Source organism: Streptomyces sp. NPDC051740 (assembly GCF_044453165.1).
Lineage (GTDB): Bacteria > Actinomycetota > Actinomycetes > Streptomycetales > Streptomycetaceae > Streptomyces > Streptomyces atrovirens.
In genome coordinates this window covers 1,188-15,184 of sequence record NZ_JBITCL010000023.1, presented here as the reverse complement: position 1 = coordinate 15,184, position 13,997 = coordinate 1,188, and the positions used below count along the sequence as shown (strand labels likewise).

Here is a 13,997-nt window from a genome sequence, read left to right as displayed (position 1 = left end):
GCGGATGTACCGCCGGCATCCGCGCAGGTAGCGTCCCGGTATGGACAGCGGATACGACACCCGGGGCGCCGGGATCACCGTGCGGCGGGCGCTGGAGCTGCCCGGGCTGCGCGGTGGGCTGCCGGAGGTCGTGGCGGGCACCGACCGGCTGGGCCGCACGGTGCGCTGGGTGCACGCCGGTGAGGTGCCCAACATCGCCTCGCTGCTCAAGGGCGGTGAGCTGCTGCTGACCACCGGGTACGGGCTCGGCACCCGCCCCGCCGACCAGCGGGCGTTCGTGCGCACGCTGGCCGAGCGGGGCATCGCGGCCCTCGTCGTCGAGCTGGGCCCGCGCTTCTCCCGGCTGCCCGCCGCCCTCGTCGACTCGGCCAGGGCGGCGGGGCTGCCGCTGGTCCAGCTGCACCGTGAGGTGCCGTTCGTGGCGGTCACCGAGGAGATCCACACCGAGATCGTCAACGGGCACTACGCGCTGCTGCAACGCGCGGAGGAGGTGCACCGCCGGTGCACCGAGGCGCTGCTGGGCGGCGGCGGGGTTCCCCGGGTGCTGGAGATCCTCGCCGGGTTCACCGGCAACCCGGTGTTCCTGGAGACGACCGACGGCCGGCTGCTGTACGCGGCCGGTGAGGGGCCCGAGGGCGCGGACCCGCTCCAGGTGTGGGAGGGGCTGCGCGACCGGCACCAGGACGCCCCGCCGGCCGGTTCGGCGCTCGTGGACGTGCCCGGTGGCGGCCCCGGCAGCGGCGGCGTACGGGCGCGGCTGGTACTGCTTCCGGTGCGCAGCGCGCCGGAACCGGTGCACCGCATGGCGGCCGAGCGGGCGGCCGGCCTGCTCGCCGTGGTGCTGATGCAGGCGCGTCAGGAGGAGGAGCTGGCGGCGCGGGGGCGCGGGGACTTCCTCACCGACCTCGCCGAGGGCCGCGTCGACGCGGCGGACGCGCCCGCGCAGGCGCGCGTGCTGGGCTTCAAGCCGGGGACCGGGCCGCTGCTGCCGGTGGTGATGCGGCTCGGCGACGCGTTGTCCCCGCAGGGCGGCGGCTGGGCGGTGCTGGTCCGCGCGGTGGGTGAGGAACTGGCCTCGCTCGGGGTGCCCGTCCTGCTGGGTGTGCGGCCGGTGGAGGGGCGGGTGCCGCTGCTGCTGGGGCTCCGCGCGGAGGCCGAACGGCCGGCGGTCGCGGACCGGGTGGCGGCGGCGCTGCGGGCGGGCGTGGAGCGGGCGGGGATGCTGCGGCCCGGGGGCCGGCCGCCCGTCGTGGTGGTCGGGCCGGCCGGCGGCTGGACGGCGGCGTCGACGGGGCTGCGGCACGCGGCGGAGACGGCGACGGCGGCGCAGGGGCTGCCGGACCGCCCCTGGTACGACGCCCGGCGGCTGGACATCGACCTGCTGCTGTGGCGGCTGCGCGACCACCCGGACCTGGCGGACTTCGTGGACCGCGCGATCGGTCCGGTGCTGGACCACGACCGCCGTTCCAAGCCGCCCCTGCTGCCCACCCTGGAGACCTATCTGGCGCACGCCGGACGCAAGGCGGAGACGGCCCGCGAACTCCATCTGAACCGGCAGACGCTCTACAACAGGCTCGCCCGCATCGGCGAGTTGCTGACCACCGACCTCGACGACCCGCACACGGCACTGGCCCTGAACCTGGCCCTACGCGCCCGACGGCACGTCCCCTGAACCCGGGGACCACCGCCTCGGAGCGGCCTGATCGGCGAGTTTCCGGCCACCGACCTCGACAACCCGCACACGGCACCGACCCCACACGCCCGACGACACGTCCCCTGAACCCGGGGACCACCGCCTCGGAGCGGCCTGATCGGCGAGTTTCCGGCCACCGACCTCGACAACCCGCACACGGCACCGACCCCACACGCCCGACGACACGTCCCCTGAACCCGGGAGCCGCCGCCTCAGAGCGGCCTGAGCTGCGTCAGCTCGTCGTACACGCTCAGTACTTGGGCGACCGTCTCGTCCTCGGTCGGCCAGGTGGCGGCCTGCCGTACCCCGCGCTCCTTGAGCAGTTCCCGGCGGTCGGGGTCGTCCAGCAGCCGTACGACGGCGTCCGCGAGCGCCCGCGCGTTGCCGTACGGGACGAGTTCGGCGGCGTCGCCGACGAGTTCGGGGACGCCGCCCACCTCGGTCGCGACGAGCGGCACGCGCGCGTGGAGGGCCTCCTGGGCGAGCGGGGAGCGCGACTCCCAACGGCTCGGCAGCAGCGCGATGTCGGCGGCGGCCAGCAGATCGGAGATGTCGTCGCGCCGGCCGACGAGCCGGACCGGCAGCTTCTCCTCCTCGATCCTGCGCTGGAGTTCGCCGCGCAGCGCCCCCTCCCCGGCGAGCACCACCAGCGGTACCGGGTCCAGGCGCCGCCACGCGTGTGTGGCGTCCAGCAGGACGTCGTAGCCCCGGTGCCGTTCGAGGGAGCCGACGGCGATGAGCAACGGGCGTCCGATGGCGCCGAGTTCGGCCCGAACCTTGGGCCGCAGCCGGTCGGGGTCGTCCGGCACCGGGGAGGTGCGGGGCCCGGGGAGGGACACGGCGGCCAGCCGGGCGTCCCGCGCGCCCGTGCGGCGCGCCCGGTCGACGAGGGCGGAGGTCGTCCCGAGCACCACCGTGGCCGCCTTGGCGACCCGCCGCTCCAGCACGCGCAGGAAGCGGGCGCGCGGGCCGTCGGCGTGCGCCCGGTCGTGCCAGGTGACGACGAGCGGGGTACGCCGTCCGCTCAGGGCGAGCACGGTGCGGAAGGAGGCGTGCAGCCCGTGCGCGTGGACCAGGTCGGCACCCGTGCAGGCGGCCCGGAGCGCGGCCACCGACCCCGGGTCGCTGCTGCGCGGCACGTGCACGTGGTCGGCGCCGACCCCGGTGAAGTCGTAGGTGTGATCCGCCTCGACGGGGGCGCACACCGTGACCCGCACGCCCCTCGCGACGAGCCCCGCGGCCAGCGAGCGCACATGGGCGCTGCTGGCGGCGTTGCCACCGCCCAGCACCTGCACGGTGCGCAGCGGTGAGTGGCTGCTCACGGGGGTCACGTGGCCGGGCTCCTGGTTCGGTTCGTGCGGTCCCGAAGAACGTACAGAAGGATCGGACGACGTCCTCGCCGTACTCCGTCAAGGATGCCAGGCCGTAAGGCCGTTCCGGCAACGCCGACGTCACGGGCCCGAGTCCGCACAGAACAACATGTCACCCACACGAGTGACGGAACCTCGCCCTCCCCCGGCTACACGTCCGCCCGGGCCGTCGCCAGCAGCTCCTCCGCGTGGGCCCGGGCCGTCTCGGAGTCCTCCTGGCCGGCGAGCATGCGGGAGAGTTCGCGGATGCGGTCCTCCCCTTCGAGCACCTTCACTCCGGAGCGGGTGACCGAGCCGTCGTTGGTCTTCTCCACCAGCAGCTGCCGGTCGGCGAACGCGGCCACCTGCGGCAGGTGCGTGACGACCACGACCTGCGCGGTCTTCGCCAGCTTCGCCAGCCGCCGGCCGATCTCGACCGCCGCCTTGCCGCCGACACCGGCGTCGACCTCGTCGAAGAGGTACGTCGGCACGGGGTCCGTACCCGCGAACACCACCTCCACGGCCAGCATCACGCGCGACAGCTCACCACCCGACGCGCCCTTGGCGATGGGCCGGGGCGGCGCCCCGGGGTGCGGGGCGAGCAGCAGCTCCACCTCGTCCACGCCCGACGGCCCGTAGGCCACCGTGCGCCCGTCCACCTCGACGCCCTCCGGGTCCTCGGTCTGCCGGATCTCGAACGACACGCGCGCGTGCGGCATGGCGAGCGAGGCCAGCTCGGCGGTGACCGCCGACGCGAACCGCTGCGCCGCCTCCGTCCGCGCGTCCGTCAGCTCCTGCGCCAGGACGCCCAGCTCCGCGCGGAGCGCGTCACGCTCGGCGGTCAGCTCCCCGATCCGCTCGTCGTCGCCGTCCAGTTCGGTCAGCCGCGCGGCGCCCTGCTCGGCCCACGCCAGCACCGACGCGATGTCCTCGCCGTACTTCCGGGTCAGCCCGGTGAGCGCGGCCCGCCGCTCCTCCACCGCCGCCAGCCGCAGCGGATCGGCGTCCAGGTCGTCGGCGTACCCCGCCAGCTCCCCGGCCACGTCCCGCAGCAGGATGCCGACCTCCCCGATCCGGTCGGTCAGCGCGGCCAGCGACGGATCGTGCGCCCGTACGGCCTCCAGGGCCCGCTGGGCGCCCGCGACGAGCGTCCCGGCGTCCACGTCCTCGGGGTCCTCCGGATTGCCCGCGAGCGCGGCGTGCGCGACCGCCGCGGCGGACGCCAGCGCCTCGGCGTGCCCGAGCCGCTCGGCCTCCTCCGCCAGCTCCACGTCCTCGCCCGCGCGGGGCTCCACGGCGGCGATCTCCTCCAGCCCGAAGCGCAGCAGGTCGGCCTCCTGGGCCCGCTCACGCGCGCGCGTGGTGATCTGCTCCAGCTCCGTGGCCACGGCCCGCAGCCGCTTGTACGCCTCGCCGTACTTGCCGAGCGGCACGGCGACCGCGTACCCGGCGTACCGGTCGAGCGCCTGCCGCTGCCGGGACAGCTTCAGCAGCCCCTGCTGGTCGGTCTGCCCGTGCACGGCCACCAGGTCGTCGGCGAGCTCGGCGAGCAGCCCCACGGGCACGCTCCGCCCGCCCAGGTGCGCCCGTGACCGCCCTTCGGCGGAAACGGTCCGGCTGACCAGCAGCGTCCCGTCGTCCAGCTCGGCCCCGGCCTCCTCGGCCCGTACGACGGCCGCGGCGCCCTCGGGCACGGCGATCCGTCCTTCGACCACCGCGTTCCGCGCGCCGATCCGCACCAGGGCCGCATCCGCACGTCCGCCCAGCAGCAGGCCCAGGCTGGTGACCACCATGGTCTTGCCCGCACCCGTCTCACCGGTGACGGCGGTGAAGCCGGGCGACAGCTCGACAACAGCGTCGTCGATGACCCCGAGTGACCGTATCCGCATCTCCTCAAGCACGCACACGACCTTACGAGGTCGAAGCCGGGGAGTGCGACCGCCCCGCCCTTGTCACCCGGGCGAGTGGAAGCGCCCCTCCAGGGGCGCGGGGAACTGCGCGACAAGCCACGACCCACCCGCAGCGCCTACGCTCCTCGCGCCCCACGGCGAAGCCGCTAATGAGGCGCACCCCGCCACCCGGACACGGGCAACGCGAACTTCGCGACCAACCGGTCAGTAAAGGAAGCATGGTGCAACCTTGCCAACCGCACCGGCACGGCCCCCCGCCGCACCTCCACCCGCGCACCGACCGGCAGCTCGACGGTCCGTCGCCCGTCGCACCACAACACCCCCGGAGGGACATGCGGCAGCATCTCCACCGCCAGCACCGAGTCCGGCGAGGTCACCAACGGCTTGGCGAACAGCGCGTGCGCCGAGATCGGCACCATCAGCAGCGCCTCGACCTCGGGCCACACCACGGGCCCGCCGGCGGAGAAGGCGTACGCGGTGGACCCGGTCGGGGTCGCGCACACGATCCCGTCGCAGCCGAATCCGGTGACCGGCCGTCCGTCGATCTCCAGGACGACCTCCAGCATCCGCTCGGCGGACACCTTCTGCACGGCCGCCTCGTTCAGCGCCCAGTCCGTGTGCACGATGTCGCCGTTGCGGTGCACCACGACGTCGACGGTCATCCGCTCCTCGACCTCGTACGCCCGGCTCACCACCCGGTCGACGACCTTGTCCAGGTCGTCCCGCTCGGCCTCGGCGAGGAACCCGACCCGCCCGAGGTTGACGCCCAGCATGGGCACCCCGGAGGCGCGGGCGAACTCGGCGCCGCGCAGCAGGGTGCCGTCACCGCCCAGCACTATCAGCAGCTCGCAGTCGTCCAGGCACTGCGGGGTGGCCTCCTTGACGGTCTCCACGTCGTCCGGGAGCGGCAGGTCGCGGGCCTCGTCCTCCAGGACCCGCACCCCGAGACCGGAGCGCAACAGGCCCTTGACCACGAGCTCGGCGCTGCGGATGGCCGCGGGCCGCCCGGTGTGGGCCAGCAGGAAAACAGTACGAGCTCGGTTCTGTGTCAACGCGGCCCCTCCGCCACAGCACGGTCAACGTCGGCCGGGTCCAGTTCCGGAGCCCCGGCCCGTAGCCACAGGAAGTATTCGACATTCCCGGAGGGTCCGGGCAGCGGACTCGCCGTCACGCCCTTCGCTCCGAGCCCCAGCTCCCAGGCCTTCGCGGCCACCCCGCGCACGGCCTCGGCGCGCAGCTGCGGGCTGCGGACGACTCCGCCGCTGCCCAGCCGTTCCTTGCCCACCTCGAACTGCGGCTTCACCATCATCACCAGGTCGGCGTCCGGCTTCACGCATCGCTTCAGGGCGGGCAGCACCAGTCCGAGCGGGATGAAGGACAGATCCCCCACGACAAGATCCACAGGCTCCCCATCGATGACCTCGAGCGTCAACTCCCGTACGTTCGTACGGTCCTTGACGGTGACGCGTTCATCGTTCCGCAGAGTCCAGGCGAGTTGTCCGTATCCGACGTCCACGGCGACCACGTGCGCGGCGCCGGCCCGCAGCAGGACGTCGGTGAAGCCACCGGTGGAGGCGCCGGCGTCGAGCGCCCGCCGTCCCTCGACGACCAGCCCCTGCGGCACGAACGCGTCCAGGGCGCCGGCCAGCTTGTGGCCGCCGCGCGAGACGTAGTCCGGGTCGCCCGCGTCCTCGACGACGACGATCGCGGCGGCGGTCTCCACCTGCGTGGCGGGCTTGGTCGCGACCGTCCTGCCGACGCTGACCCGCCCGGCGGCGATCAGCTGGCTGGCGTGCTCACGCGAGCGCGCGAGCTTACGGCGGACCAGCTCCGCGTCGAGACGGCGGCGTGCGACTCCTGCCACGTTCGGTTCAGCTCCTGTGTTCGTGTGCCGACGGGGGACCCGGAGGCCCCGGGGGTCCCGGGCGGGCGTCGAGCGCGGTGAGCGCGTCGCGCAGCCCCCGGTGTACATCCTCGTACACCTCGGCATGGCCGTCCGTGGTGAGGTGGTCGGCGTCGGCCAGCCGCGCCACGTGGGCGTCGACTCCGGGGTGCCCGGTGGGGGTGCGCGGCACGTCCAGGGGCGCGGGGGCGGCGGGGCCGTCGTCCTGGGGCGGCGCCTGCTCGGGCTCCGCCTCCGGCACTGCGTCGTTCATGCCCCGACGCTACCGCGAACGGCTGCGGTACCGTCGTCCGCGATGGCCACGATCGAGGAGTGCCGTACCGCACTCGACAAGCTTTCGGACAACATGGCGAGCGCCGAGGGGGACGTCCGCGCGGCCGTGGCGATGGACCGTTCGGTCAGCTGCCACATCACCGACCTGGACGTGACCTTCGCCGGCCGGCTCACCGGCGGCCGGATCGAGGTGCACGAGACGTTCCCCGGCCCGCCGCGCGCGAGGGCGCAGATACGGCTCGCGATGACGGGCGACGACCTGCTGGCCCTGGTCGACGGCGAACTGCACTTCGCCAGGGCCTGGGGTTCGGGCCGGGTGCGCCTCGAGGCGGGTCTGCGTGACCTGTTCCGCCTCAGGAAGCTTCTGTAGCGACCGCCTTCCGCGCCGTGTCCTTCGCCCGCGCGGTGCGGGCCGCCGGCACCACCAGCGGGGTGCCCGTCTCGGGATCGTCGATGACCTGGCAGCGCAGTCCGAAGACCTCCTCGACCAGATCGGCGGTGACGATGTCCTTCGGGGCGCCCTGGGCGATGACCTTGCCCTCGCGCAGGGCGATGAGGTGGGTGGCGTACCGGGCGGCGTGGTTGAGGTCGTGGAGGACGGCGACGAGGGTGCGCCCCTGCTCCTCGTGCAGGTCCGCGCAGAGGTCGAGTACGTCGATCTGGTGCTGGATGTCCAGGAAGGTCGTCGGCTCGTCGAGGAGCAGCAGCGGGGTCTGCTGGGCCAGCGCCATGGCGATCCACACGCGCTGCCGCTGACCGCCGGAGAGCTCGTCGACGTAGCGCTCCGCCAGCTCGGCGACGCCGGTGCGGGCCATCGACTCCTGGACGACGCGCTCGTCCTCGGCGGACCACTGGCGCAGCAGGCCCTGGTGCGGGTAGCGGCCGCGGCCCACCAGGTCGCCGACGGTGATGCCGTCGGGCGCGATGGACGACTGGGGCAGCAGGCCGAGGGTGCGGGCGACCTTCTTGGCCGGCATCGACTGGATGACCTGCCCGTCGAGCAGGACCCGCCCCTCGCTCGGCTTGAGCATCCTCGACAGCGCCCGCAGCAGCGTCGACTTGCCGCACGCGTTGGGGCCGACGATCACGGTGAAGGAGTTGTCCGGTATCTCCACCGACAGCTGTTCGGCGATGACCCGCTGGTCGTAGGCCAGGGTGACGTTCTCGGCGGACAGTCGGTTCACGGTGCTCCTTCGGTGGTTCGTCCCGCTGCTGGTGATGCCGGCGCTCATATCCGGCCCGCCCTGCGCTCGGTGACCAGCAGCCACAGCAGATAGACACCGCCGAGCACGCCGGTGACCACGCCCACGGGCAGCTGCTCGGCGCCGAACGCCCGCTGCGACACCCAGTCGGCGGTGACCAAAAGGGCGGCGCCCATGCACAGCGACGCGACCAGGTTGGGGCCGGGCGAGCGGGTCAGCCGCCGGGCGAGCTGGGGCGCGGTGAGTGCGACGAAGCTGACCGGTCCGGCGGCGGCGGTCGCGGACGCGGTGAGCAGGACGGCCGACAGCATCAGCAGCAGCCGTACGCGCTCCACGCGCACGCCGAGGGCGTACGACACGTCGTCGCCCATCTCCATCATCCGCAGGCCGCGCGAGTTGGCCAGAACCAGCGGTACGAGGACGGCGCACAGGGCGAGCAGCGGCCAAACCTGGTCCCAGTCCCGGCCGTCGAGGGATCCTGTCATCCACACCACCGCGCGGGCCGCGTCGACGATGTCGGACTTGGTGAGCAGATAGCCGTTGACCGCCGTGACGACCGCCGAGACGCCGATGCCGACCAGGACCAGCCGGTATCCGTGCACGCCCCGCTTCCAGGCGAGCGCGTAGATGGCGAACCCGGTCACCAGTCCGCCGGCGAGCGCGCCGAGGGCGACCTGGTTGGCGGTCCCGGAGAACAGCACGATCACCGTGAGGGCGCCGGCCGTCGCCCCCTGTCCGAGGCCGAGCACGTCCGGGCTGCCCAACGGGTTGCGGGAGACGGACTGGAACAGCGCGCCGCCGAGCCCGAGGGAGGCGCCGACGAGCAGCCCGACCAGCACCCGGGGCAGCCGCAGTTCGGTGACGATGAACTCCTGGCCGGCGTTGCCCTCGCCGACGAGCGTCCTGAGCACGTCGCCGGCGGGGATCGGGAAGTCGCCGGTGCCGATCAGCACCACGCTCGCGGTGAGCGCCGCGAGCAGCAGCAGGACGACGACGGTGAGGGCGCGCACGTCCAGCCGGACCGAGAGGCCGCCGGGGGTCCGCACCGCGCGGTTGGTCTTCACAGCTGGGCCGTCCTCCGCCGTCGTACGAGAAAAATGAAGACCGGGCCGCCGAGGATCGCGGTGACGATGCCGACCTGGAGTTCGGCGGGCCGGGCCACGATCCGGCCGATGACGTCGGCGCCGAGCAGCAGCACGGGCGACAGGACCGCGGCGTACGGGAGGATCCAGCGCAGGTCGGGTCCGGTGAAGGAGCGCACGATGTGCGGCACCATCAGGCCGACGAAGACGATGGGCCCGCAGGCGGCGGTCGCGGCCCCGCACAGCACGGTCGCGGCGAGCATGGACAGCGCGCGGGTGCGGTTGAGGTTGGCGCCGAGCGCCTTGGCGGTGTCGTCGCCCATGGCCATGGCGTTGAGCGGCCGGGCGAGCGCCAGCGCCAGGACGGAACCGGCGAACAGGAACGGCAGCACCTGGACGACGGTCGAGTCGGTCCCCGAGGCCAGCGAACCCACCGTCCAGAAACGCATCCTGCCGAGCGCCGCGTCGTCGAGGATCATGATGGCCTGGAGGTAGCCGTACAGCGCCGCGCTGATGGCCGTACCGGCGAGCACCAGCCGCACCGGCGTCGCGCCCCGGCTGCCGCCGAGGAACCACACCAGCGCGCCGACGGCCGCCGCGCCGAAGAAGGCGAACCACACGTATCCGGACAGTGAGGTGACGCCGAAGAAGGTGATGGCGGTGACAACGGCGGCGGACGCGCCCGCGTTGATGCCGAGCAGTCCGGGGTCGGCCAGCGGGTTGCGGGTGAGCGCCTGCAGAACCGATCCCGCCAGGCCGAGCGCGGCGCCCGCGAGCACTCCGAGGACGGTTCGTGACAGTCTGTCGGCCACGACGACGTCGCCGTAGGTGCCCGAGTCCTCGAACAGGCCGTGCCAGACCTGCTCCAGGGACAGCTCCTTCGCCCCGATCGCGATGCTCGCCAGCGCGACGAGCACCAGGATCACGACGGAGAGGAGCAGCCCGAGGACGCGTATCGCCCGGCGGTTCGGGGGCGCGGGGGCGGTCTCCGCGCGCTGTTCGGGGGGACTCTCGACCAACACGCAGTTAGGTTAGCCTACCCTCCCATTCGATCACGATCCCGAGGTCCGGCCTCCCAGGTGACACGGAGGGCTCTCACCACCCCAGTCGTGCCAGTGCCTTCCCGCCGTCCAGCTCGCACGCGCCGTCCCCGGCCGCCGTCCACGCCGCCGCGCACAGCGCACGCAGCCCGTCCAGCGCGCCGCCGTCGCCCTCCAGCTCCAGCTCCCCCGCCCCGGCCGTCGCCGTCCAGCCACCGCACCGGAACCCGTCACCCGCCCCGACGACCTCCGGCTGCCCGGTGAGCATCCCGCGCAGATCGGCGTCGACATACGTCGGCCGGTGCCGCGGCGGCGCGGCGAGCAGCCGGGCGCCGTCCGTCACCCCGGTGAGCACCAGCAGCGAGTCCACCTCGCCGTTGAACGCGCCCTCGATGTCCGTGTCCAGCCGGTCCCCCACCACCAACGGCCGCTCGGCGCCCGTCCGCAGGATCGTCTCCCGGTGCATCGGCGGCAACGGCTTGCCCGCGACCTGCGGCTCGGCGCCCGTGGCGATCCGTACGACCTCCACCGCCGCGCCGTTGCCCGGGGCGATGCCCCGGCCGCTGGGAATCGTCAGGTCGGTGTTGGACGCGAACCACGGCAGCCCGCGCGCCACGGCGTACGACGCCTCCGCGAACCTCCCCCACGGCAGTTCGGGCCCGCCGTACCCCTGGACGACCGCCACCGGGTCGTCGTCCGCCGACTCCACCGGCACGAGCCCGCGCTCACGCAGCGCCACCCGCAGCCCCTCGCCGCCGATCACCAGCACCCGGGCGCCCCGCGGCACCTGTTCGGCGACCAGCCGCGCGACCGCCTGCGCGGAGGTGATGACGTCGCCGGCCTCCGCCGGTATCCCCAGCTCGGTCAGATGGGCGGCCACGACGTCCGGGGTGCGCAGGGCGTTGTTGGTCACGTAGGCCAGACGCATACCGCCCTCGCGGGCCGTGGCCAGCGACTCGACCGCGTGGACGATCGCGCTCCCGCCCGCGTACACCACACCGTCGAGGTCGAGCAGCGCCGTGTCGTACGCCTCGCTCAGGGCCTGCCCACTGCCCTCGGGCCTCGTCCTGACGCTCCGGCTCATTCCGCATCGCTCCTCGTTCGACGGCTTTCCCCCGATCATCCCCCATGCCACCGACACCCGTACGATGCCGGGATGAACACTGCAGGTCACTCGACGGCAAAGGCGCCCCGGGGCCTGGAACTCACCCCGTTCCGAGGCCTTCGTTACGACCCCGACCGGGTCGGCAGCCTGGCCGCCGTGACATCCCCGCCGTACGACGTCGTCGTCCGCCCCGACGGCCTGCACCATCTCCAGTCCGCCGACCCGCACAACATCGTCCGGCTGATCCTCCCCGAGGCAGGCACGCCCGAGGCGCGCAACGCCCAGGCCGCCGACACGTTGCGCCGCTGGCGCGCGGAGGGGGTCCTGACCGCCGACCCGGCGCCCTGCCTGTACGTCTACGAGCAGCGCCACGGCGAGGGTTTGGTGCAGCGCGGCCTCATCGGCGCGCTGCGCGTCTCCGACCCCGACGAGCGGCTGGTCCTGCCGCACGAGGACGTCATGCCGCACATCGTCGCCGACCGCGCGGACCTGATGCGGGCCACCTACGCCAACCTCGAACCGCTGCTGCTCACCTACCGGGGCGAGGGGGGTGACGGCTCGGCGACCGTCACGGCCGCCCTGATCGAGCGCGCTGCCGAGCGGTCGCCCCTGCTGGCGACCACCACGGAGGACGGTTTCCACCACCGCCTGTGGTCCCTCACCGACCCCGCCGACCTGACCGCGGTCCAGCGGGAACTCGCCGGTCACCAGGCCCTCATCGCCGACGGCCACCACCGCTGGGCGACCTACCGCCGCCTCCGCGCGGAGCACCCCTCCCCCGGCCCCTGGGACCACGGCCTGGTGCTCCTCGTCGACACGGCCCGCTATCCCCTGCGTGTGCGCGCCATCCACCGGCTGCTGCACGGCCTACCGGTCGCGGACGCCCTGGCCGCGCTCGACGGCCGGTTCCGCGTCCGCCGTCTCGACGTACCGCTCGCCGAGGCGATGGACGCGCTGAGCGGGGCGGCCTCGGCGGGCAACGCCTTCCTCCTCGCCGGGGACGGCGCCTTCCATCTCGTCGACCGCCCGGACCCGGAGCTGCTGGCCCGCACGATTCCGGCGGACCGCCCGGTGGCCTGGCGCACTCTGGACGCGACGGTCCTGCACGCCACGCTCCTCGACCACGTCTGGCGTATCCCCGACTCCCCCGCCCACATCGCGTACATCCACGACACGGCGGCCACGGTCGAGAAGGCGGAACGCGACGGCGGAACGGCCGTCCTGATGCACCCGGTACACGAGGACGTCGTCCGCGACCTCGCCCGCCAGGGGGTCACGATGCCGCGCAAGTCGACGTCGTTCGGCCCGAAGCCGGCGTCGGGCCTGGTCCTGCGCGCGCTCGACCTGTGACGAAGGGGCGGGCCTCCGCAGAGACCCGCCCCTTCATGCCCGTACCGCGCCTCGGACGTCAGTCCTTGTCCTTGTCGTCCTCGTTCGCGGCGTCGTCGGCCTCGTCCTCGTCGAGGGCGTCCGTGAACTCCACGCCGTCCAGCTCGGCCAGCCGGTCGGAGGCGTCCGTGCTGCCGTCCCGGTCGGCCTCCACGGCCTTGGCGAACCACTCCCGTGCCTCGCCGCTCCGGCCGGCGGCGTGCAGCGCGTCGGCGTAGGCGTAGCGCAGCCGCGCGGTCCACGGCTGGACCGAGTTGGACGCCAGCTCGGAGCTCTGCAGCGTCACGATCGCCGCGTCCAGCTGCCCCATGTCACGCCGGGCGCCGGCCGCGACGAGCCGCATCTCGACCTGCCCGGCCTTGTCCAGCTTCTGCACCTCGGGCGCACCGGCCATGTCCAGCGCCTTCTCCGGCCGGCCGAGCCCACGCTCGCAGTCGGCCATGAGGGGCCACAGTTCCACGGTCCCGGTCATCCGCCGCGCGGCCCGGAACTCGGCGAGCGCCTCGGCGTACTTCTGGTTCGCGTACGCGGCGAATCCGGCGGCCTCCCGTACGGCGGCGACACGCGACGCCAGTCGCAGGGCCACCCTGGAGTAGCCGTACGCGCCCTCGGGGTCCTCGTCGATCAGCCGGGCGACCATCACCAGGTTCTTGGCGACGTCCTCCGCGAGCGTCTTGGGCAGGCTCTGCAACTCCTGCCGTACGTCCTTGTCAATCTCCTCGCCGGTGACGTCCTCGGGGATCGGCAGCCGCTTGATCGGCTCGCGGTCCCGGTCACGGTCCTCACGGAAACGCCCGCCACCGTGCCGGTCGTCCCGTCCACGGAACCCACCGGGCCGCCCACCGCGGTCGTCACGCCGAGGCCCACGTCCACCACGGTCGTCACGGCCGCGGAAGCCCCCACGGTCACCACCCCGGCTGTCCTCACGCCGGCCGAAACCACCACGCTCACCGCGCTCACCACGGCTGTCGTCACGACGGAACCCACCGCGGTCACCGCGGTCGTCCCGGCGGAAGGACGGGCGGTCGCCACTCCGGTCATCACGACGGAA

The 13,997-nt window shown here is 73.7% G+C and carries 13 protein-coding genes and 1 pseudogene; 4 read left to right on the top strand and 10 right to left on the bottom strand.

The window, feature by feature from the left end:
• The first annotated feature begins 40 nt into the window (after positions 1-40).
• A complete protein-coding gene (locus ACIA6T_RS29420; RefSeq protein ID WP_399449528.1) occupies positions 41-1,672 on the top strand; it encodes a PucR family transcriptional regulator in 1,632 nt (543 codons plus the stop codon).
• Positions 1,673-1,905: 233 nt separating this feature from the next.
• Here the strand turns inward: ACIA6T_RS29420 and ACIA6T_RS29415 are convergent, their stop codons facing one another.
• The 5 genes from ACIA6T_RS29415 to ACIA6T_RS29395 all read right to left on the bottom strand — a co-directional run bounded on the left by ACIA6T_RS29415 (position 1,906) and on the right by ACIA6T_RS29395 (position 7,108).
• On the bottom strand, positions 1,906-3,024 hold the full coding sequence (locus ACIA6T_RS29415) for a glycosyltransferase family 4 protein (protein ID WP_399449527.1): 1,119 nt from the start codon (positions 3,022-3,024) through the stop codon (positions 1,906-1,908).
• A 188-nt stretch (positions 3,025-3,212) separates the two neighbouring features.
• Entirely contained in the window at positions 3,213-4,931 is a 1,719-nt protein-coding gene (recN, locus tag ACIA6T_RS29410) for a DNA repair protein RecN (protein WP_399449605.1), read from the bottom strand.
• Positions 4,932-5,098: 167 nt separating this feature from the next.
• Entirely contained in the window at positions 5,099-6,004 is a 906-nt protein-coding gene (locus ACIA6T_RS29405; RefSeq protein WP_073933519.1) for an NAD kinase, read from the bottom strand.
• A complete protein-coding gene (locus ACIA6T_RS29400; RefSeq protein WP_399449526.1) occupies positions 6,001-6,816 on the bottom strand; it encodes a TlyA family RNA methyltransferase in 816 nt (271 codons plus the stop codon). The genes ACIA6T_RS29405 and ACIA6T_RS29400 overlap by 4 nt, the downstream gene beginning before the upstream one ends.
• Positions 6,817-6,823: 7 nt before the next feature.
• On the bottom strand, positions 6,824-7,108 hold the full coding sequence (locus ACIA6T_RS29395; RefSeq protein ID WP_399449525.1) for a hypothetical protein: 285 nt from the start codon (positions 7,106-7,108) through the stop codon (positions 6,824-6,826).
• A 42-nt stretch (positions 7,109-7,150) separates the two neighbouring features.
• On the opposite strand from ACIA6T_RS29395, the gene ACIA6T_RS29390 reads away from it, so the two are divergent.
• Positions 7,151-7,498 carry a sterol-binding protein gene (locus ACIA6T_RS29390; protein WP_399449524.1) on the top strand — a complete coding sequence of 116 codons (348 nt, stop codon included), beginning with the start codon at positions 7,151-7,153 and terminating at the stop codon, positions 7,496-7,498.
• Here the strand turns inward: ACIA6T_RS29390 and ACIA6T_RS29385 are convergent.
• The 4 genes from ACIA6T_RS29385 to ACIA6T_RS29370 all read right to left on the bottom strand — a co-directional run bounded on the left by ACIA6T_RS29385 (position 7,482) and on the right by ACIA6T_RS29370 (position 11,536).
• Entirely contained in the window at positions 7,482-8,360 is an 879-nt protein-coding gene (locus ACIA6T_RS29385; RefSeq protein ID WP_399449523.1) for an ABC transporter ATP-binding protein, read from the bottom strand. The genes ACIA6T_RS29390 and ACIA6T_RS29385 overlap by 17 nt on opposite strands.
• A complete protein-coding gene (locus ACIA6T_RS29380; RefSeq protein ID WP_399449522.1) occupies positions 8,357-9,394 on the bottom strand; it encodes a FecCD family ABC transporter permease in 1,038 nt (345 codons plus the stop codon). Before ACIA6T_RS29380 ends, ACIA6T_RS29385 begins: the two co-directional genes overlap by 4 nt.
• Positions 9,391-10,434 (bottom strand): FecCD family ABC transporter permease, encoded by a 1,044-nt coding sequence (locus ACIA6T_RS29375; RefSeq protein WP_399449521.1) that lies wholly within the window; start codon positions 10,432-10,434, stop codon positions 9,391-9,393. Before ACIA6T_RS29375 ends, ACIA6T_RS29380 begins: the two co-directional genes overlap by 4 nt.
• A 73-nt stretch (positions 10,435-10,507) precedes the next feature.
• Entirely contained in the window at positions 10,508-11,536 is a 1,029-nt protein-coding gene (locus tag ACIA6T_RS29370) for an HAD hydrolase-like protein (RefSeq protein ID WP_399449520.1), read from the bottom strand.
• Positions 11,537-11,608: 72 nt separating this feature from the next.
• Between ACIA6T_RS29370 and ACIA6T_RS29365 the strand changes: the two genes are divergently transcribed.
• A complete protein-coding gene (locus tag ACIA6T_RS29365) occupies positions 11,609-12,907 on the top strand; it encodes a DUF1015 domain-containing protein (RefSeq protein ID WP_399449519.1) in 1,299 nt (432 codons plus the stop codon).
• 58 nt (positions 12,908-12,965) lie between these two features.
• On the opposite strand, the gene ACIA6T_RS29360 is transcribed toward ACIA6T_RS29365, so the two are convergent.
• Positions 12,966-13,694, bottom strand: coding sequence for a hypothetical protein (locus ACIA6T_RS29360; RefSeq protein WP_399449604.1), 729 nt, complete (start codon positions 13,692-13,694; stop codon positions 12,966-12,968).
• Between the two features lie 54 nt (positions 13,695-13,748).
• Here ACIA6T_RS29360 and ACIA6T_RS29355 point away from each other — a divergent pair.
• Positions 13,749-13,997 (top strand): annotated as a pseudogene (locus tag ACIA6T_RS29355) (hypothetical protein); the annotation flags it as partial.

What these genes read in the sequence shown, in the direction of transcription:
- ACIA6T_RS29420 (WP_399449528.1), top strand. Translation starts at nt 41, where the DNA reads ATGGACAGCGGATACGACACCCGGGGCGCCGGGATCACCGTGCGGCGG.
- recN (WP_399449605.1), bottom strand. Translation starts at nt 4,931, where the DNA reads ATGCGGATACGGTCACTCGGGGTCATCGACGACGCTGTTGTCGAGCTG.
- ACIA6T_RS29395 (WP_399449525.1), bottom strand. Translation starts at nt 7,108, where the DNA reads ATGAACGACGCAGTGCCGGAGGCGGAGCCCGAGCAGGCGCCGCCCCAG.
- ACIA6T_RS29390 (WP_399449524.1), top strand. Translation starts at nt 7,151, where the DNA reads ATGGCCACGATCGAGGAGTGCCGTACCGCACTCGACAAGCTTTCGGAC.
- ACIA6T_RS29385 (WP_399449523.1), bottom strand. Translation starts at nt 8,360, where the DNA reads ATGAGCGCCGGCATCACCAGCAGCGGGACGAACCACCGAAGGAGCACC.
- ACIA6T_RS29370 (WP_399449520.1), bottom strand. Translation starts at nt 11,536, where the DNA reads ATGAGCCGGAGCGTCAGGACGAGGCCCGAGGGCAGTGGGCAGGCCCTG.
- ACIA6T_RS29365 (WP_399449519.1), top strand. Translation starts at nt 11,609, where the DNA reads ATGAACACTGCAGGTCACTCGACGGCAAAGGCGCCCCGGGGCCTGGAA.